Annotated in this window: 14 protein-coding genes; 7 read left to right on the top strand and 7 right to left on the bottom strand. The window is 30.3% G+C overall.

The annotated features are described in order from the left end of the window. Nucleotides 1–137: 137 nt before the first annotated feature. Nucleotides 138–2,549 carry a GH116 family glycosyl hydrolase gene (locus UCYN_RS05905; RefSeq protein ID WP_012954606.1) on the top strand — a complete coding sequence of 804 codons (2,412 nt, stop codon included), beginning with the start codon at nt 138–140 and terminating at the stop codon, nt 2,547–2,549. 311 nt (nt 2,550–2,860) lie between these two features. After that, nucleotides 2,861–3,160 carry a ferredoxin gene (locus UCYN_RS05900; RefSeq protein WP_012954605.1) on the top strand — a complete coding sequence of 100 codons (300 nt, stop codon included), beginning with the start codon at nt 2,861–2,863 and terminating at the stop codon, nt 3,158–3,160. A 52-nt stretch (nt 3,161–3,212) separates the two neighbouring features. Here the strand turns inward: UCYN_RS05900 and UCYN_RS05895 are convergent, their stop codons facing one another. Further along, nucleotides 3,213–4,217, bottom strand: a complete 1,005-nt coding sequence (locus UCYN_RS05895; RefSeq protein ID WP_012954604.1) for an AMP-binding protein — start codon at nt 4,215–4,217, stop codon at nt 3,213–3,215. Nucleotides 4,218–4,661: 444 nt separating this feature from the next. Beyond that, nucleotides 4,662–6,143, bottom strand: a complete 1,482-nt coding sequence (locus UCYN_RS05890; protein ID WP_012954603.1) for a helicase C-terminal domain-containing protein — start codon at nt 6,141–6,143, stop codon at nt 4,662–4,664. 421 nt (nt 6,144–6,564) lie between these two features. On the opposite strand from UCYN_RS05890, the gene UCYN_RS05885 reads away from it, so the two are divergent. After that, complete coding sequence (locus UCYN_RS05885; RefSeq protein ID WP_012954602.1) at nt 6,565–7,836, top strand: hypothetical protein; 1,272 nt, start codon at nt 6,565–6,567, stop codon at nt 7,834–7,836. 49 nt (nt 7,837–7,885) lie between these two features. Here the strand turns inward: UCYN_RS05885 and UCYN_RS05880 are convergent, their stop codons facing one another. The 3 genes from UCYN_RS05880 to UCYN_RS05870 all read right to left on the bottom strand — a co-directional run bounded on the left by UCYN_RS05880 (nt 7,886) and on the right by UCYN_RS05870 (nt 10,480). Continuing rightward, nucleotides 7,886–8,596, bottom strand: a complete 711-nt coding sequence (locus tag UCYN_RS05880) for a DUF2232 domain-containing protein (RefSeq protein WP_012954601.1) — start codon at nt 8,594–8,596, stop codon at nt 7,886–7,888. Nucleotides 8,597–9,009: 413 nt separating this feature from the next. Beyond that, nucleotides 9,010–9,366, bottom strand: a complete 357-nt coding sequence (locus UCYN_RS05875; RefSeq protein ID WP_012954600.1) for a DUF760 domain-containing protein — start codon at nt 9,364–9,366, stop codon at nt 9,010–9,012. Between the two features lie 157 nt (nt 9,367–9,523). Then, a complete protein-coding gene (locus tag UCYN_RS05870; RefSeq protein WP_012954599.1) occupies nt 9,524–10,480 on the bottom strand; it encodes an RNA polymerase sigma factor, RpoD/SigA family in 957 nt (318 codons plus the stop codon). 953 nt (nt 10,481–11,433) lie between these two features. On the opposite strand from UCYN_RS05870, the gene clpB reads away from it, so the two are divergent. Then, the gene (gene clpB / locus UCYN_RS05865) at nt 11,434–14,037 is read left to right on the top strand and encodes an ATP-dependent chaperone ClpB (RefSeq protein WP_012954598.1); all 2,604 of its coding nucleotides are present in this window, start codon (nt 11,434–11,436) and stop codon (nt 14,035–14,037) included. A 49-nt stretch (nt 14,038–14,086) separates the two neighbouring features. Here the strand turns inward: clpB and UCYN_RS05860 are convergent, their stop codons facing one another. Continuing rightward, the gene (locus tag UCYN_RS05860) at nt 14,087–15,559 is read right to left on the bottom strand and encodes a site-2 protease family protein (protein WP_012954597.1); all 1,473 of its coding nucleotides are present in this window, start codon (nt 15,557–15,559) and stop codon (nt 14,087–14,089) included. A gap of 951 nt (nt 15,560–16,510) precedes the next feature. Between UCYN_RS05860 and UCYN_RS05855 the strand changes: the two genes are divergently transcribed. The 3 genes from UCYN_RS05855 (at nt 16,511) to cobS (ending at nt 19,528) form a co-directional block, all read left to right on the top strand. Further along, complete coding sequence (locus UCYN_RS05855) at nt 16,511–17,545, top strand: ribonucleotide-diphosphate reductase subunit beta (protein ID WP_148207787.1); 1,035 nt, start codon at nt 16,511–16,513, stop codon at nt 17,543–17,545. A 227-nt stretch (nt 17,546–17,772) separates the two neighbouring features. Then, complete coding sequence (locus tag UCYN_RS05850; RefSeq protein ID WP_012954595.1) at nt 17,773–18,660, top strand: AEC family transporter; 888 nt, start codon at nt 17,773–17,775, stop codon at nt 18,658–18,660. A gap of 115 nt (nt 18,661–18,775) precedes the next feature. Beyond that, nucleotides 18,776–19,528, top strand: coding sequence for an adenosylcobinamide-GDP ribazoletransferase (gene cobS / locus UCYN_RS05845; protein WP_012954594.1), 753 nt, complete (start codon nt 18,776–18,778; stop codon nt 19,526–19,528). On the opposite strand, the gene UCYN_RS05840 is transcribed toward cobS, so the two are convergent. Further along, entirely contained in the window at nt 19,518–19,976 is a 459-nt protein-coding gene (locus UCYN_RS05840; protein WP_041487789.1) for a PPC domain-containing protein, read from the bottom strand. The two genes, cobS and UCYN_RS05840, sit on opposite strands and share 11 nt — an antisense overlap. Between the last annotated feature and the right edge of the window lie 434 nt (nt 19,977–20,410).

The following is a 20,410-nucleotide window of genomic DNA, read 5'->3' as shown; positions in this document are numbered from 1 at the left end:
TCGCCTACTATATCTATAGTATTTTTTTATGATTAGCACAAATTATAAGCTTTATAATCTATGTTAATTAAATATCAAAAAAATTTAGAATTTTAAAAATAATCCTAGTTTAATACTTACTTTTATCATATAAATCTATGAAGAACTCATCTTTTGGTACCGATATCCCTTCCTGTAGCTGGCAACGTTCTATTGGGAAGGGTTGGGGCAATCCATACACTGTAAGATATCCTAGCAATCTAGATGATGGCCCTTGGCATGGAATGCCAATTGGAGGCTTTGGAGCAGGTTGCATTGGTCGTTCTTCTGCCGGAGATTTTAATTTATGGCATTTAGATGGTGGAGAGCATGTTTTTAAAACTATTTCATCTTGTCAATTTAGTATTTTTGAAGAATTAAAAGATGGAAAAACTAAAGCTTATGCATTATCAACGAAAGAGCCAGAAGATAAGACTTTATCTAAATGGAATTGGTATCCAAAGAATAAAGGAACTTATTATGCATTGTATCCTCGTAGTTGGTATCAATATGAAGGAATATTTGAAGCAAAAATAGTTTGTGAACAGTTCTCACCTATTATTCCTGATAATTATCAAGAGACTAGCTATCCTATAGGTATTTTTGAATGGACAGTATCTAATCCTACGGATCAGCCTATTACTTTAAGCATTATGCTAACTTGGCAAAATATGATAGGTTGGTTTACAAATTCGATCAAGACTCCCAAAATTGAAGTTAGAGATGATGGTAGTCCTGAATACGAATATTCGCCGCAATTAGGTTTTAGTCAAGGAAATTTTAACAAGTGGAAACAAAGTAGTTCTCAATTTGGTTTTATCTTAGATCGTTTACGCGTAAATGATTCTATAAGTGAAGGCGAAGGCCAAATATGTTTCGCTACTGCTCATGATCCAGATCTAGAATTTTCCTATTTAGGTAAATGGAATCCTTCTGGTAATGGCTCTGAAGTTTGGGATCATTTCTCCGCAAGTGGAACATTACCAAATACATTAGATGAGACCATAGCTAAGCCAGATGAACAAATAGCTGCTGCTATGGCGGTTAAATTTGTTATTAAACCCGGAGAAGTTAAAAAAATACCTTTTACTCTAGCTTGGGATTTACCTATTACAGAATTTTCCCTTGGTAATCAATATCATAGACGGTACACTGATTTCTTTGGTATTAATGGTAAAAATGCATGGATGATAGCAGAAACTGGACTAAAGTCTTTAAATATATGGCGAGAGCAAATTCTTGAATATCAATTACCCATCTTAAATGATAAAGATTTACCAGACTGGTTTAAAATGGCTCTGTTTAACGAGCTGTATCTATTAACTGACGGCGGGACTCTTTGGACAACATCTTCTAAATCTTATCCAGTTGGTAAATTTGGAGTTCTAGAATGTATAGATTATCGTTGGTATGAAAGTTTAGATGTTAGATTGTATGGATCATTCGGATTATTAGCATTATGGCCGTCTCTAGAGAAAGCAGTTATCAAAACATTCGCAGAATCAATTTCTAAAAGTGATCATACTCTAAGACTTATTGGTTATGACAGATCTCTTGCCCCTAGGAAAGTTAAAGGCGCAGTTCCTCATGATTTAGGTGCACCGAACGAACACCCTTGGGAAGAAACAAACTATACTAGCTATCAAGATTGTAATTTGTGGAAAGATTTAGGTAGTGATTTTGTTTTACAAGTCTATAGAGATTTTTTGTTGACAGATTCTCAAGATATCAATTTTTTACAGGAATGTTGGCCAGCTATAGTTGAAACATTAGATTACTTGAAAAAGTTTGACCTAGATGACGATGGTATTCCAGAAAACTCAGGAGCGCCTGACCAAACTTTTGATGATTGGCAGTTACATGGAATTAGTTCATATTGTGGTGCCTTATGGATTACTGCTTTGGAGGCTGCTATTGGCATAGGAAAGATTTTACTGAAAAATAGTGAAAACAATTCCCATCCAGATTTGCAAAATTCTTTAGCTTTCATACAAGAAAATCTTACCAAATATGATGATTGGTTAAAGAAATCTCGCTTAATTTATCATGAGACTTTATGGAACGGAGAATATTATCAATTAGATAGCAAAAGTGGTTCTGATACAATTATGACGGATCAGCTTTGTGGCCAATTTTATGCACGCCTATTAAATTTGCCTGATGTAGTGGATACTTCTTGTACAATATCAGCTTTGTCAAAAATTTACGAAGCCTGTTTTTTAAACTTTTATGATGGACAATATGGAGCTGCCAACGGAGTAAGGTCTGATGGTACACCAGAAAATCCTAATTCTACTCATCCTCAAGAAGTTTGGGTAGGAATAAATTTCGGATTAGCAGCTTTTTTAATACAAATGGGAATGAAGAATCAGGCTTTAGAGTTAACAAAAGTTGTAGTTGAACAAATATATGCGAATGGACTACAGTTTAGAACTCCTGAAGCAATTACACCAGTAGGGACTTTTAGAGCATCTCATTATTTACGTGCTATGGCTATTTGGGGTGTTTACTATCAACTTAAAAAAGATTAAAAATCAATACCCTGAGTTTGTCTATATCCTTGATGTAAGATGTAGATAGACTCAAGTTATCAAAATAGTTTTTACTTTTTAGAAAAATTTAAAAAATAGGGTTAAATTGCCTCTTATATTTTTATGTAATGGAAAGAAACATAAGTAAAACTTATTTGAAGTCTGTTTAAGAATCTGATTACTAATCCCTCCTTATGCTTAAGAGTTTTTTCCCTTAGTATCAAAGGTAGTAGATATTTATCAGTAAAATTCAAATATATGAATTTTATTGTCAAGATAAAATATTCTTCACTTGAGAAGAGGAGACAATCATGGCAACTTATAAAGTAACTTTGACTAACGAAGAAGAAGGAATTAATTCTACTCTGGAAGTTCCAGAAGATGAGTATATCCTAGATGTAGCTGAAGAAGAAGGTTTAGAAATACCTTTCTCTTGTCGAGCAGGCGCTTGTTCTACTTGCGCTGGTAAATTACTTTCAGGAAGTGTCGATCAATCTGATCAATCCTTCCTAGATGATGATCAAATAGAAGCAGGGTTTGTTCTTACTTGTGTTGCTTATCCTACATCTGACTGTGTTATCATGACTCATCAAGAAGAAACACTTTATTAATTTTAATCTCAGTTAAAATTGTTAGTGCATAAGTTAATGCAGGGAACTATTCTCATAGTCCCTGCATTATTTTGTTTAAAATAAATTTTTGAGCCATTTTTCTGAGTTCTTGATAATTCAATTTACCTTGTTCATTGTATGATAGACATTTAGTTCTTATCCAATGTTTAGGTCGTTTGTAAGCACTCAAATTTATCAAATTTAGCTTGATTAAATATTTGATAGCTTCAGTGCTAGTATCATCCTTTTTAGGGACATAAATAGCTACTATTGATTCTCCCCATGAGTTGTCATCAATGCCTAGTACACAAACGTCTTTAACCAAATTAGTTTCTAAAATCGCATTTTCAATCTCTAACGGAAAAACATTCTCTCCACCTGTAATTATTTTTTGACTATTTCTTCCAGTTAGATATAAGTATTTTTTATTATCAAAATATCCTAGATCATCAGTAATAAAATTTTGTTGCCGAGAATAACTAGGATAATATCCATAAAATAATGAATTCGAATTAATTTGAATTACTTTTTCTTTTTTATTTATGTTCACTATTGCATGAGGCAAAACTCGACCAATACTATTATTACCTTTTAAAAAATCTCTAGATTTTAAAGTGACAACTTGAGATGCTGTCTCAGTCATACCATAAGTTAATGATAAATTTAGGCCATGCTTTCGAGCTTCTTCTAATAGGTAACTCCAAGAAGGTCCTCCTCCTAATAATATAGTTGCAAATTTACGCAAGAAGTGAAGATTATTTGTTAGCAAAAATTTAAATTGCGTAGGAACTAGTGAAATAAAAGTTTTTTCTCTTTTAATTGAAGGAATAAAATTACTTTTTAATGTATTGTAGGAATATATAACAATTTGTCCACCAACTAGAAAAGAACGAATAAACTGCATTAAGCCGCTAACATGATAAAGAGGTAATACACAAAAGGTATTAACTTCTTTTAGTCCAAAAAATTTTGAAAAGCCCCATACTGAAGAAGACAAAGTATCCCATGTATGGATTGTGAAACGTATCTTTCCTGATGTTCCACCTGTTGGAATCATAATTAAACTACTCTTAGGCAAACTAACATTATTAATTTCATGTTTATAATATGAACAATTAAAATTGTCATCAGTTAAATGATTGTTTCCTAGTATAAAGTGTGGTTTTATTAAATTTAGAACTTCTACCCATTCATTATCCTGCCATTTTTCTTACTACATAAAAAAACATGGCATTGTGTGATATTTGCTGCTAAGAACGCAGATAAAAAATTAAGGTGATTGTTTTGATTCTGAATTAAGATAATTCTAGGATTATTCTGGTTTTTTTTTATTGATATGAACCTATCTATATAGATTTTAGTAATCTGATGAAATTTTTCGGAATTATGACTTATTATCCAGTTTTCTTTTGATCTATATGCAAGAGTTCTTAAGATATATGACAAGCAGTTATCTCCTAATAGCGCGATATAAATAAAAGGTTAATATATTTAATTATCTTTATTTTATATAGCTGATCTTAACATAAGGTTGAAGAGCGGCTAGGAACCTTTTTCCATAGCTACGATAATTAATTCTATTATCTAATAGGGTAATCGTTCCTTTAGATGCTCTAAGTGAAATAAGTGAACGTTGCATTTCTTGCAACGCAGTTGGTAAGAGATATGAATAAAACCAATCTTTATATTGTTTTTTATAGTAATTCACTTTTGAAGAAACTAGAGGATTTTCTAAAGATGGAAATGGTAAAGTTGCAATAATTAATAATTTGGGTGGTGGTAATTTATCTTGATTATTTTTCCAAAATTTCCAACTACTAATTAATATATAGTTATTTTCAATTTTGATCTTTTCTATTTTTATTTTTGATCCAAATTCTGAAGTTAGAGAAACTGCAACTTTCTTTTTAAGGGGAATATCATCAATAATAATTAAGATAGGTTTTAATTGACTATAACTACCATGAACGATCTTTTTTATGTGTAGTATTAAAGTTTCTTGAAACCTTGAAGTATTAGGCATTGGTAGACGATCGTAGATATATAGATTGACTATTTTACTTAGTTGATTTTGAGAAAGTTTTAAACACAAAAGTTTTTCCCTAATACCAACATTTTTCCTGTATATAAGAGCAGATTTATTATAATCTAGAATTTCTCCAATAAAAATAGTGTTAAAGCTATGAAGTAATGGAGATAAAGTAGAAAAGAGATCAAGAGGACTTAGATGAATCAAAAAAGTACGTTTTTGACGACTTATCGATGCCCATAAAAAGTAGTTATCATCTAAAATTTTCTCCTCAACAAGATTTAAAAAACTATCCTGAGGAATACTTTTACAGAGAGTTAGTAGACTTTTCTTTTCTTCTAAACCTAATAGATATTGTTGATAAGGATTATCAGAATAATTAGAAATAGAATATTTAAGGAAAGATTTTACTTTATAAATTAAAGTACTAAAATACAAATAATTATCTTCTAGGTTTTTCCAACTTCTAGGAGTAATAGTAACTGTCAAGTAATTTCTTGTCCATTTTTCTAAGTGATCAGCTCTATCAATTAAAGTTAAAGTGTTGGAAAGTAAGTATTTTTGCTCTTTAAAATAACTATGTAACCAGATGTGTGGGGAAACAATAAGTAATCCATGAAAGTTATTTAGCCGTTTCTCACATGTCTCATTAAAAATAATATTGTGTTGCTTTAACCATTGCCGTAAATAAGGTATTTCTCGTCTTTTAAAATTATGTTGAATACTTAAAGGTGCAACTAGTAAAATTGGCCTGTTAAATAATAAAGATGGGAACAAGTAGCTTAAACCATAATAAGAAATAGAACTATTAGTTTGAATAATCGCAGAACGTTGAAGACATAAAATATGTGAAATTAGTCTAGCCATTGTTAAGTGACTTTCTCCAAAAGGTTTTCGACATTGTTTTAAAAATTCTTTTAGAGATTTATGAACTTCTGCTTCAAGCGATTTCATGAATAATTATCTCAAAAATCAAGTACATATCAATTTTATAGTAATAAAAAGAAGTATAAATTAATTTCTTGTATAAGTTTTTAAGACTAATTAATTACCAAAATTTTAAATGATATGATTTATTAAATAATTGAAAAAATAAAAGTAATTTTTAAAAAGTATTATCTTAAAATAAATTTTATATAATTTTTATGCCTAATCTTTCAATGCAACTTTAGTACGCTATGTCTAATAAGACAATAAAGTATACTATGAAAACTTTTAGTGTTTTTTTAATAAAAACTAAAATACTAGTTTACTGTTAATAATATAAATTCTATATATAATATAGTAAGACAGTAGTTTATATTCATAAATTAAAAACTTCTTCATCATATAACTAGTAATTGAGAGATAGGATTTGTAATAAGGTATTTATCATATGGCTCTTCAGTTAAAAATTATTGATTCTGTTGAAAAACTAGACTATCGCGTTACTGTTGGAGATGTAGCTTCATATTCTGGGATTAGTCCTTCTGTAGTACAAAAAGAATTACTTAGCTTAGCATCAGACACATTCGGTAATTTACAAGTAACTGAATCAGGAACAATTATTTATATTTTTTCCAAAAACCTTCGTACTATTTTTTTTAAAAAAAATTTAATTTCAAGGTTAAACGTAATTTGGATAAAAGTTTGGGCGGTTTTGTTTTATTTAATTAGAATTTCTTTCGGAGTTATTTTAATTTCTTCAATTCTAGTAGTACTTGCTGCCATAGTTATTATTATTACAAGTCTACAATCTGATAGAGAAGAAAATAATAGATACTCCAATCAAAGTAGAGGAATAAGCTTTTTTTTCTTACCTAACTTTGGTGATTTATTTTGGATTTTTTACCCTACTCGTAGTTATAATTCTTTTTCCTCTTCTAAATATAAGGAAGATACGACATCCGAAAAAATTACTTTTCTAGAAGCAGTTTTTTCTTTTCTTTTTGGAGATGGAAATCCAAACTTAAATTTAGAAGAAATTCGTTGGGAAATAATTAGTAGAGTTATTTATAACAATAAAGGAGTTGTGATTGCAGAGCAATTAGCACCTTATCTTGATGGTATTAACAAATACAATGAAGATAATGAAGATTATGTTTTACCAGTGCTTAAAAGATTCGCTGGTATCCCAAATGTTACATCAAAAGGTGAATTAATATATAGTTTTCCTGAATTACAAACATTTACTGAAAGCTTGCCTGAAAAGCACGTTAATACAAATTTTGAGGAAAAACTATACAACTTCACTCGTATCAGTAGTAGTCAAAAAGTTTCGGTTGTTAGTTTAGGTGTAATTAACTTTATATTAGTTTTAGTATTAGGTTCATTGTTAAAAGATCAAAATATTATTTTAGAGCTTGATGGTTTTATTGGCTTTATAAACTCCTTTTATTGGTTTTTATTTAGTTATGCATCCTTATTTCTAGGATTACCTTTAATTCGCTATTTTGTTATCCAATCAAGAAATACTAAGATTAATATAAGAAACTCTAAAAGAAAAGAAAGGTCATCTGTTTTTAATAGGGAAAACGAAGTAATAAAACATAAACTGCGTTATGTAGCTCAGTTTTTAAATCAAGGGAAACATGAAGTTAGTGATAGTAAATTAGTTTACACAACTGAAAAAGGTGTTATTGAACAATCTGATAATATTGACCTTTGAGATCAGGGTCTGAAAAAATTTATCAATTAACCTATATGTATTGGATATATTAATAATCTAAAATTATTTGAACCCACTTTGGTGGGCGTGTAATAGGATTGCCTAATTTATCCAACACCATTAATGCTACTACATGTACAGCAAATAAATAGATGATACTATTGATAAATATTAATAAGCATGTAAATAATTGAACTAATAAAAAGCTTGGTTGTATTAAAGTTCCGAATTTTAAAAATAACCATTCAGCAAGACTAGTCATTTGATTAATAGAATATTGCCATAAATCTTCTCCTGTCAAAATTGAAAATAACCAAAATTTGAAGAAAAAACTAAAAATAGAGATTATAGCGCCTATAAATATTGAAAATTCCCAGCTGATATTTTTACGCCAAAATGCTCCCAATTGTATACTTAGTAAACCATAATTAGTTATAAAAAGAATACTTTGAATAGGACCCATTAAAACTGTCAATAGTAGTCCAGATACTAACCATCCCATCCAAGCTGAGCGACTTCCCCATCTTAGACACAAGATTGCGATCGGAATAGGGAAAAAAACTCGCAATACTATACCCAAAGGGACATAAGTATTAATTAACCAAATCAAGCTACTTGCACTTGCTAAAAAAGCAGTTTCTACCATAGCCAAGGTCTGTTGAAATTTAAAAGATTTAGGTTGTGAATATAAAACTTTCGACTTAGAAGATGATGAATGTTGAATCAATTCATCGCTATCTACCCAATTAGAATCATCCATAGAATAAAAATAAAAATTAGTTACTGTAAAGCTTTAGTGAGCGTCTAATTGTATTAAATATCTCTCAAATTCATTTATAGTTAATTGACATATTGAGCTAAAAACAAGCTATATATGAGATCAATTTTGCATATAATATTTTTGAAATTTACTTTACTTAAGGCTTCTATTATTTTAAAACTACTTAATTATATCAATGATACAGTAAAATTTGTTTAATCATTGTAGCTATACTAACCATGCTTCAAAATAACATGGTTTTGAGTAATTGTGATTCTAAATTATTGAGCTAAGCACGTTTTGATTCTTATTAGAATGAATAAAATAAAGCTATTATCTCAACTTACATATCAGAAATTCTATAAAATAATATTTATAGAGTTGGATTTAATTTTTTTAAAGTTTTTTATAAATTAGATATGAGATTGATTATCATTTTGTAAATTATTATCAATTGCTTGTAAAGATTGCTCAAGATTTAGTCTTTGTTCTGCATTCCGTAAAAAGTAGCCACTCATCATTGCTGAGGCTAATAACTTTCCTAAGTGATCTCTACTTGTACTAATGGTTACATTAAAATGTTCAGAGGGAAGACTACCTAGTAAACCAATGACATTTTGCTCCATAACCTGAAAAACTTCTATAGAGTCAGGTTTAGATAGTTGAGAAATAGTTTCTGAACTAAGAGATTGAACATATTTCCATAAAGCGTCTCCAGTCTCGTTTTCACTACTAAAAAAATCTTGAGAGCGATCTAATTCCTTACTCATCATTTACCTCACATTGTCTCTAGATTAATATTTCATATTATAAATATTACTTCATCTTAGAATAACAAGTTTTGAAAAATATCTAAACCAGTAAAACCGTAAATTTAAGATAGTAAAACCGTAATCTTCATATTTTACTTAAGAATATTTTTGTAGCTTAACTAGCTAAATATTCTTGAATATTTGCCTTACGTTTTCTAAGTTTAGAAAGAGCTTCTCTCTCAATTTGCCTAACTCTTTCACGACTGATATTTAGGCGACAACCAATTTTAGCTAATGTTAAAGGTTGCCCATCAGTTAATCCAAATCTCAAAGCAATAACTTCTTTTTGCTGAGTTGTTAGATCTTCCATAAGTATTTCTAGATCAAATTGTAGAGAAGAATGAGTGGCAAAATCTTCGGGTGAGGGACCATCATCTTCTAAAAGATCTCCCAGTTCTGTATCTTGATTATCTCCTACTCTTAAATCTAATGATAATGGTTGACGAGCCCTTTCTAAATATTCTCTAACTTGTTTAGGAGTAAGATCCAATTCTTCAGCTAATTCAGCAATAGTTGCATCTCTTCCTCTCGCTTGCGAAAGTTCTCGTTGCGCTTTTTTAATTTTATTAAGTTTTTCAGTGATATGTATAGGAAGACGTATAGTACGGCTTTTTTCAGCAATTGCACGAGTAATTGCTTGGCGAATCCACCAATAAGCATAAGTCGAAAAACGATATCCTTTTGTAGGATCAAATTTTTCAACTCCCCTCTGCATGCCAATAGTTCCTTCTTGAATAAGATCTAATAGATCTAAATTTCGTTTGAGATATTTTTTCGCGACTGATACAACTAAACGAAGATTTGCTTCAACCATTTTACGCTTGGCAGCTTCACCTGAGGCTATCGCAGAATGCAGTTCTCTTCTTGATATTCTTGCTGCTTGAGCCCATTGGGTCTCTGTTGGTTCTTTTCCTGTTTCTTTAGTGAAAAGTTCACGATATTTTTCTAAATCTACAAATCTTTGTACACGTTTTGCATAAAGAATCTCTTCCTCATGAGTTAGTAAAGGGACACGACCAATCTCTCTTAGGTATGAACGGACAGGATCAAGATTACTTTTAGTTAGCTTCATAATACGATTTTTACGTAATAGTAGTTTAATTCGGGGATGGTATCACGAAATGAAGAGTAATTGATAATAGTATGTTAGGTAGAATTTACGATAGCGAAATATTAGCTATAGTTATTGTTTTATCGAGATATTAATATGAAGCCTCAGTGCTTCCGTTAATGCTAGGAACTTTGAAGGTTTATATTACAGGAAACTTAATGTATGCTCTAAATAAAAGTTCCTAATTGTTCCGATTTACTTCCTTAACAATACTACATGATTTTGTGAACTTTGTAATTATTTGTATAAGTTGACCATAAATGTATATTGATTGTTTCAGGTTATTAAAAATTATATTGATTTAATACTTATTATCTGTGTGATGATAAAGTAAAAAATAATCTTATAGATAAAGTTTTACCCCTAACAATTTCATAGTTAATAAATAATAATTAGCAGGAAAACAAGCTTCCATAAAATATTTTAATGCGAGATATATTATGCTTCTTTTAACAATACAAAATACTTTAATGAATATTTCAAACAGTTAAAAGACTTTACTACAATCCTAAAAAATATAGTTTTTATTCTTTAAGATTTTTATATATTTAATCACAGCATACAAGCGGGGAAAATAATTTTTGCCAAAATATTAATTTTCCAAATATAGATAAAACTTTAATATTTAAAACCAATATAATAAGTTATTTTCTATCCATACTGTTTGATGACTTTGTGAAGAATCCCAGTTGATTGTGACTTGCAAGAGTATGCTAGTCATACTTTGATAAAAATTTTATGTATATCTGTATAGCTTCTACTGTATAAAATATATAACTATAGATAGTTATATTAATTTTTTTCATGTTTCATATATTAACAAATAAACCCTAAATAGTGAGGAGATCCGTCCTTCGTTATTTTTTCAATTAAGATATTATAAAAAATATAAGTTAATCAATGTACCTTGAAAAATGCAACCTACTGATCCTAACAAGTTTACATTAAAAGTATGGGAAGCAATCGTTGAAACTCCAAAAATTGCAAAAGAAAACAAACATCAACAAATTGAAACTGAGCATTTGATGAAATTTCTTATAAAGAAAGATGAATTATCTATAAGAGTATTTAATAAGGCAAATGTTGATATAAACAAAGTACAAGATATTACTGAAAAATTTATTTCTAATCAACCGAAAGTATCCAATTCTATAGAATCTGTTTATCTAGGATACAGTTTAGACAAACTTTTTGATAAAAGTGAAAACTTTCGACAAGAATTTCAAGATAATTATATTTCTATAGAACACATACTTTTGGCATATATTTACGATAATCGTTTCGGAATAGACTTATTTAAGCAAATCAACCTATCCAAAGAACATTTAGAAAAAGTTATAAAAGAAATTAGAGGGGAAAAAAAAGTGATCGATCAAAATCCAGAAGTTAATTATGAAGCATTAACAAAATATGGAAGAGATTTAACAAAGTTAGCTGAGGAAGGAAAACTCGATCCAGTTATTGGAAGAGACGATGAAATTCGTCGTACTATCCAAATTTTGTCTCGCAGGACTAAAAATAATCCTGTTTTAATTGGAGAACCTGGAGTAGGAAAAACAGCTATCGTTGAGGGTTTGGCTCAAAGAATAATTAATAGAGATGTCCCTGAATCTTTACGAGATAGGAAACTTATTGTTTTAGACATGGGGTCTTTAATTGCAGGTGCAAAATATCGAGGAGAATTTGAAGAACGATTAAAAGCAGTCTTAAAAGAAGTTATCGATTCTCAAGGTAGCATTATTTTGTTTATTGATGAAATACATACCGTAGTTGGAGCAGGCGCTACTCAGGGAGCGATGGATGCTGGAAATCTACTTAAACCTATGCTAGCAAGAGGCGAACTCAGATGTATCGGAGCAACGACACTTAATGAATATCGAAAATATATTGAAAAAGATGCTGCTTTAGAACGACGTTTTCAATCAGTCATAATAGACGAGCCTAACGTAATTGATACAATTTCTATTTTACGTGGATTAAAAGAACGCTATGAAGTTCATCATGGAGTAAAGATAGCAGATACAGCATTAGTAGCTGCAGCAGTATTGTCTGATCGCTATATTAGTGATCGTTTTTTGCCCGATAAGGCTATCGATCTAATAGATGAATCTGCTGCTAAACTTAAAATAGAAATTACTTCTAAGCCAGAAAAGTTAGATGAAATTGATCGTAAAATTCTTCAACTAGAGATGGAACGCCTGTCTTTAAATAAGGAGGAAGATCATCTGTCTTGCGAAAGATTAAAAATTTTAGAGAAAGAGATTTCTGATTTAAAGCAAGAACAATTTGATCTTAATTCACGATGGCAAACAGAAAAGACACTAATCGATCAAATACTAAAATTAAAAAAAACTATTGATCAAGTTAACTTAGAGATTCAACAATCTGAAAGGGATTACGATCTCAACAAAGCTGCTGAGTTAAGATATGGCAAATTGTCAACGTTACAGAAGCAAATAAAAGAATTAGAAGATAAAACTGTAAACAATCAAAATAAAATTTTACTTAGGGAAGAAGTAGTACCATCAGATATAGCTGAAATCATATCTCGATGGACAGGAATTCCTCTTAACAAACTAGTACAATCGGAAAAAGAAAAATTATTAAATTTAGAAGATGACCTTCATGAAAAGATAGTGGGGCAAGAAGAAGCTGTAACTGCTGTTGCAGACTCTATTCAAAGATCAAGAGCTGGCCTTGCAGACCCAAAACGCCCTATTGCTAGTTTTCTTTTTCTTGGACCTACAGGAGTTGGAAAAACTGAATTGGCAAAAGCACTTGCAAAAAGTTTATTCGATACTGAGGAATCGATAGTACGTATTGATATGTCTGAATATATGGAGAGGCATACTATATCTCGCTTGATTGGAGCACCCCCAGGGTATGTTGGTTACGATGAGGGAGGACAATTAAGTGAAGCTATTCGTCGTCATCCATATGCTGTAATTCTTTTTGATGAGATAGAAAAAGCTCATGCTGATATTTTTAATATTATGTTACAAATTCTTGATGATGGTAGATTAACCGATTCTCAAGGACGTACCGTAAACTTTAAAAATACTATTATTATTATGACTAGCAATATAGGTTCACAATATATATTAGATGTTGTGGATGATGATTCTCGTTATAGTGAAATGTACTCGCGTGTTGTCAAAACTGTACAAAATAATTTTCGTCCTGAATTCCTTAATCGCATTGATGAAATGATAATTTTTCATGGATTACAAAGGTCTCAATTAAGAGACATTGTTAAGCTGCAAACTCAACTGTTAAGTAATCGTCTAGAAGAACAAAATATATATATTCAATTATCAGATTCTGCCTTAGACTTTATCGTTAATGTTGGCTATGATCCTGTTTATGGAGCTAGACCTCTAAAAAGAGCGATTCAAAAATATTTGGAAACCCCTATTGCTAAACTACTTCTTAAAGGGGAATTCGTAGGAGAAGATACAATCTTTGTAGATCTTAAAGACGAAATTTTAATTTTTACAAAAATCGCTATTGAAAATTGATAGAATTTTTTCTCAACGAAATTATTCAATTTTTTGCATACTATTAGCCTTAAATTTGTAACCAATGAGTTATAAAGCTAGGTACTGGTAATAAAATTAATAATAATAATGTTAAGGTACACAAACCGATAAAATCTCTTGTGTTATCTAATTCAGTTACATCATTTAAAGCAGGTTGATCAAAAATAGGCATTAAAAATAATAGGATCGCCCAAATCAAAAACTCTGGCCTGTTCATAGCTAAGATTAACATTAAAATTCTAGTTAATTGACCAATCATAATGGCAATTCTTTGTCCAAACATAGCATGAACAATATGACCACCATCTAATTGTCCTACAGGAATTAAGTTTAGTGCTGTTACTATGAGCCCAACGTATCCTGCTACGGCTAGAGGATGAAGGGAAATAACTTTTCCTGCTATAAAATGGCTTCCTAAAACTAATTTAACCAACATAGTAAATAGCATTGAAAATCTTGGATCTAAAGCTTTAGTATTTAGAAGGGAAATATTTTCTTCTATTGGCAATGGAACAACATCTGATAACGATATTCCCCAGACTAATAATGGAAGAGTGATTAAGAATCCGCCTAAAGGGCCAGAAATAGCTATATCAAATAAAGCTTTACGATGTGGTATCGGAGATTTTATTTGGATAAATGCTCCGAAAGTTCCTAGGAAAAAAGGAATAGGAATAAAATAAGGAAAGGTTGCAGCAACTTTATAGCGAACAGTCGTTAAATAATGACTAAATTCATGAACTCCTAAAATAGATATTAGACCTAAGCTATAAGGTAGTCCTTCAAGAAATATGACAAGATTATTACCTACAAATTCTTGCTCAATATTAACTATTTGAAAGGTACCAACCATTGTTGTTGTTAATAAAGTCAGCAATAATAGTCCAAAAGCTAATATTGGCTTTTTCAAAGATTTTTCTATTTCTTTTTTAGAATGAGGGTTCGGAACTAAAGCAAAAAAGTGATTTCCTTTTAAACCTTCTTGAAAAAGTACTAAAAAACGATCACCAAATATTTTTTCAATATTATTTTTTACGAAATTATAGGCTTTTTCTGGAAGAGTTTTTAATTTGCCATGACACAAAATAGTTTGAGGGCGATAGTTTATGTCTTGTAGATGATAAATTCTCCAAGGAAAGCACTCTCTTAGAGCTTTTTCTTCAATAGCTGTAATGGGAAGTATTGCTGGAGTATCATTTATATTTTTCCCAGTTTCATGAGGAGAAACTAAATTTTGGGCTTCTTGCTTGGGTAATGTTTTAACTTTACCTATTTTGATAACATATAAATATAAAATCAAACAAACTATTAAAGGTATCACTATTAGTAAAGTAGGTATGGGCTTATCTCCTCCCACTATTTCATACCAAATTGTCCATATCAAGGCTGGTCCCATCATTATCAACCAAACAATCCATACAGGAGTGTCCGTAATAGGAGCGACCGTTCGTTTTATTAGATAGTATGTAATTGTGCCTAAAATAAGTACTAATAACCACATGTTTAAAAAATTATATTAAAGAATTTTGAATAAATACTCTTTTGAAAATAAATTTCACTAATTCAAAAAAGCAACAAAGTAATATTTGATCTTTATTGTAAATAAAATTTTAAGATAGATGAAGTTCAAAAAGATTTAAGAGTTCTAAATTACCTCATCCTTCACCAAAAATTATTTATCTTTCAATCTAATTGAAAAATTTTAGAAAAAATATCATATTTCTTATTGAAAAGTGCTGATAACATCTTAGTAGATTGTTCTATTTGGTGTAATAACTATTTGAAATTTTTGAAACAATGAGAAGATGTTAATCACATTTTCTTATCTCATAAAAAATAATCTCTACATCACTATAAAGGGAAAGGAAAACTTATAAGTATGAACTATCTACTGAAGAAAAGAAAGATGGATATTAGCTACAGTATAGTTAAAGCCTTAAATAAAAAACATAAAGAAATCTTACTCGACATCATAATATTTAGTGTTCTATATTTTGAAAAAAATATAGAACACTAAATTACTACATAAATATTTTTTGGAAGGGAGATCTAATCATATCTATCTTAGAAGAAATATAAAATCTTTGAGAAGTAATAAAACAGTCATAAATGATTGTTTTATTACTATCGAATAATTTTTCTTTAAAATATTCTAATTAAGTTAACTAATATATTTAGACATATTAGTTAACTTGATATGATAACTATTTTGATCTGCGAAAAAAATATTATCTCGTTTCTATTAAAAAGAAATAATATGAAAAATATACTTTATATTCTAATTATTCTATTTATATCTAGAAAAACCATTTTATTAGTATATTTCAAGTGAATATAACTCAATACTTAAAAAGTCAGTACTAGAAGTTAAATGGTGGATATTTAAATCATATATAATTACTTTATAAGAACTTATTATGTAATGAAAATGGTTATAGATAAACGAACAGTGATGTCAACTAATCCTATCTTTAATCCGGATGGAGACGATGCTATTGAAAATAGAGCTATCTGGTTTGGCAATACTACTAATTTAATGCAGTTAAATGATGTACGTTATTCCTGGGCAGTTGGTTTATATCAACAAATGAGGGAAAATTTTTGGATTCCTCAAAAACTGGATATAACTCAAGATGTAACAGATTATTCTAATTTAACGGAAGATGAACGCTATGCCTATGACGGCATATTGTCATATCTGACTTTTTTAGATTCCATTCAAACTTGTAATATTCCTCATCTCAAAAATAGTATTACAGCTCCAGAAGTAAGCTTATGTATGGCTGAACAGATATCTCAAGAAGGTATGCACAATCAAAGTTATCAATACATAATAGAGACAATTGTTCCTCCAGACAGAAGAAACCAAGTATATGAATTTTGGCGTGAAGATAAAGTCTTAAGAAGTAGATGTGAATTTATTGCAAAAATATATCAAAAATACATTGATGATCCCACCGCAGAAAATTACTTTACAGCGCTAATGGCGGATTTTTTACTGGAAGGATTGTACTTTTACAATGGATTCATTTATTTCTATAATTTAGCTTCTAGAATGTTAATGCCAGGATCAGCAGACATCTTTAAAATGATTAATAGAGATGAGTTAAGTCACGTGAGACTTTATCAAAAGCTTATACCTGAAGCGAGAAAAGTTTTTCCTCACTCTACTGAACAAATTTATGAGATGTTTGACACAGCTGTTAATCATGAATGTCGATGGACTAATCACATAGTGGGCAGTAATATATTGGGTATCACTGAGTCAAGTACGGAACAATATACAAAATACTTGGCTAACATTCGACTACGATCCATAGGACTAGAACCACTTTATACCGGGGAAGAATTCACTAAAAGTCCTTACAGTCATTTAGAAAGATTTTCTGATACTAAAAAAGATGGACATACTAAGGCGAACTTTTTTGAGTCTACAGTAACTAGTTATGTCATGTCTTCTGGGGTTAGTGGATGGGATGAATTTTAAAATATTGCTGATTTTATTTTTGTTAGTTTCTGAAAGGTAAAAATAGATCTACAAATATATATCTATAAGTCCTCTTGACTATAAATGTTAAGCAATATAATTTTTATTTAAAATTAATTTAGTCTCTATTTGAAAAAGTTAGAGAGCACTAGTTGAGTGACAATGCTCTTTGATTGGGACTATTTTTTAGTACAGTCAGTCAATGTTATGCAACCTATATCTTATCAATGACTGCTCTTTTGTCCGCTATTTTACCTATTATTTGTATTGTTATTATTGGTGCTACTGCAGGAAAAAAATTAGAACTTCATAAGACGACTTTATCCAAGTTAATTATTTATATTCTATTTCCAGCTCTAGTTACTGATAGTTTATATACTACTAACATGTCTAACCATAGCATGTTGCAAATTCTGTTAGGGGTTTTCGTAATTGCCTTAGTTTTATACATTCTAGTTAGCTTATTTAGTAAATATTTTGAGATTTCAACAACAATCCATAAAAGTTTAATAGCTACTACTTTGCATCCCAATAATGGGAATATGGGGCTACCCTTAATAGAATTTGCATTGGGATCTTCTGGGTTAGAAAGAGCTGTTATATATATGATAGGCTCAAGTGTATTACTTTTCGTCATTATGCCAGCTCTTCTAGCTGGGACTAATCTTAAAAATAGTCTACAAGTAATTTTAAAATTGCCATTAATATGGGCAATGTTATTAGGAATAACACTCAGAGTATTACGAATAGAGCTTCCTTTTAACTTATATGAAGTATTAAATATTTTAGGTAGGTCCTCTATTCCTATTGCTCTCATCATATTAGGGATGGAATTAAGAAGTACTACATTTAAAATAACTAATTTAGAGTTATTATCCTCAAGTCTCCGATTGATAGCAGCTCCTGTTATAGCCCTATGTGTAGGAAAAATTATTGGCCTTAGAGGTTTAGATTTACAGGTTTTGATTTTACAAAGTGCAATGCCAACAGCAATTAATACAGTTGTTTTAAGCGCAGAGTTTGGAGGAGAAGTAAACCAAGTTGCACGCACAATTATTTTAACTACTTTCTTAAGTTTTCTTACTTTACCTATAATATTATTAATAATAAATTAATTCTGGAAGCGTTTTATAGTTCCTTAAATTTAAAATTAATATTATTCTTAAGTTATCTATTTTAAAGTTTTAGACTTAAAATAAATCAAATGTTCTTTAATAACTATCTAGTACCTTGTTAAAGTCTTTACTAGGATCAATTACTTTCTATACTATTATTCCGTTACCAAATAATTGGGAGAAAAGTTTTCAATCTATTGCAGCTTGGTCTCCTGTTGTAGGTCTTTTAATTGGAACAATATTAGGACTAGTAGACTATTTATTAATATTTATCGGATTTCCCATCTTAATAAGAAGTACTTTGATAGTTTTTTTGGGTATCTTAATAACTGGAGGATTACATTTAGATGGGGTTATTGATAGTGCTGATGGGATAACATTAAGCGATCCTCAAAAGAAGCTTATGGCAATGCAAGATAGCTCAGTTGGAGCTTTTGGAGTAATTGCTGGAATAATGGTAATTTTGTTAAAGGTTGTTGCTCTAAGTGCTATTGATAGTTATCGTTTATGGATTTTAATGATTACTTATGCATGGGGCAGATGGGCACAACTTTTTTCAATAACTTTTTATACTTACTTAAAAAAAGCTGGAAAAGGCCTTTTTCATAAACAATATATAAACTACCCTAACGATTTATTGTTTGGGACCATAAATTTGTTAATAATAAATATACTTTGGATGATATTTACTTCGCACCAAGAAATATTAGGCATAATTATTATGATAACTGGCATAATAATCTCTGTTGGAATAAGTTATTTTTTTAATAAACAATTTGAAGGCCATACAGGAGACACCTATGGCGCAGTAGTAGAGTGGACAGAGTCTTTAATATTATGTGTATTAGTTTTGTATTTTAGTGGTTAACAGGACGTAGCCTCGTAACTTTTAATCTAAAGTTTCCTCCTCCTGTTTCTCCAAAGGCATGAACACGAATAATATATCTACCACTTTCTGTGATACGAGAAAATAGAAGAGAATTAGTACTACCATCAGGACCGTCATCATTTTCTGCTATTGTTGTCCCATCAGACCCAAGTAACAATACAACACTATCGAATTCATCAGACATAAGATCAACTGCTACCTGATCTCCTTTATCAAGCTTTACCCAGTAGTCTTTAGCAAAACCCCCTTCTCCTGTAGGAATATCTTGGTCAGACAGACGATCATACATTTCTGAATGATATTCTAATGGGATAGGATTATAAATACGCTGTTTTCCTTGAGCATAAACAGAATTTGTCAAATATAGAAATGAAAACAAGCTAATTTTTAATAAACAAAAGTAAGGCCTATTGTACAAACAAGTCATTCTATAAGTAGATCCTAAAATAAGTTAAGTTATTTTTTTAATTTTACGAAATAAATAAAAAATAATAAGTTACATATTCAGCTATGTGAGATTATGAACTTATAATATATTAGCGGGACTAGCTGGATTCGAACCAGCGACCTAGCGCTTCAGATTTGTGTAAGTTTCCTTACTCTCTGGACTATCCCTTCACCCTAGATAGTATTTATCCTTAGGTGGTGGCCGTAATGCTATCAGCTTTTTAAATTAAAACTTTTCCCTAAATGCTGATAACCAGTCTCTGCACCTTCTCTAAAAAGGGGTTTAGAGCTTGGCTCAAGATTGCCTTATCCCAATAAGAACTTAGGTTTCCTTGAATTTGACCACATTCATGTCTGATGTTTCCAATCAGAATGCCCGAACTTCAGGAGGCGCTTGCTCTATCCAACTGAGCT

This window comes from Candidatus Atelocyanobacterium thalassa isolate ALOHA (assembly GCF_000025125.1).
Taxonomy (GTDB): domain Bacteria; phylum Cyanobacteriota; class Cyanobacteriia; order Cyanobacteriales; family Microcystaceae; genus Atelocyanobacterium; species Atelocyanobacterium thalassae.
The sequence above is the reverse complement of the archived record's forward strand: the minus strand, read 5'-3'. Positions and strand labels throughout refer to the sequence as shown.

What these genes read in the sequence shown, in the direction of transcription:
- UCYN_RS05905 (WP_012954606.1), top strand. Translation starts at nt 138, where the DNA reads ATGAAGAACTCATCTTTTGGTACCGATATCCCTTCCTGTAGCTGGCAA.
- UCYN_RS05900 (WP_012954605.1), top strand. Translation starts at nt 2,861, where the DNA reads ATGGCAACTTATAAAGTAACTTTGACTAACGAAGAAGAAGGAATTAAT.
- UCYN_RS05895 (WP_012954604.1), bottom strand. Translation starts at nt 4,217, where the DNA reads ATGATTCCAACAGGTGGAACATCAGGAAAGATACGTTTCACAATCCAT.
- UCYN_RS05890 (WP_012954603.1), bottom strand. Translation starts at nt 6,143, where the DNA reads ATGAAATCGCTTGAAGCAGAAGTTCATAAATCTCTAAAAGAATTTTTA.
- UCYN_RS05885 (WP_012954602.1), top strand. Translation starts at nt 6,565, where the DNA reads ATGGCTCTTCAGTTAAAAATTATTGATTCTGTTGAAAAACTAGACTAT.
- UCYN_RS05880 (WP_012954601.1), bottom strand. Translation starts at nt 8,596, where the DNA reads ATGGATGATTCTAATTGGGTAGATAGCGATGAATTGATTCAACATTCA.
- UCYN_RS05875 (WP_012954600.1), bottom strand. Translation starts at nt 9,366, where the DNA reads ATGAGTAAGGAATTAGATCGCTCTCAAGATTTTTTTAGTAGTGAAAAC.
- UCYN_RS05870 (WP_012954599.1), bottom strand. Translation starts at nt 10,480, where the DNA reads ATGAAGCTAACTAAAAGTAATCTTGATCCTGTCCGTTCATACCTAAGA.
- clpB (WP_012954598.1), top strand. Translation starts at nt 11,434, where the DNA reads ATGCAACCTACTGATCCTAACAAGTTTACATTAAAAGTATGGGAAGCA.
- UCYN_RS05860 (WP_012954597.1), bottom strand. Translation starts at nt 15,559, where the DNA reads ATGTGGTTATTAGTACTTATTTTAGGCACAATTACATACTATCTAATA.
- UCYN_RS05855 (WP_148207787.1), top strand. Translation starts at nt 16,511, where the DNA reads ATGTCAACTAATCCTATCTTTAATCCGGATGGAGACGATGCTATTGAA.
- UCYN_RS05850 (WP_012954595.1), top strand. Translation starts at nt 17,773, where the DNA reads ATGACTGCTCTTTTGTCCGCTATTTTACCTATTATTTGTATTGTTATT.
- UCYN_RS05840 (WP_041487789.1), bottom strand. Translation starts at nt 19,976, where the DNA reads ATGACTTGTTTGTACAATAGGCCTTACTTTTGTTTATTAAAAATTAGC.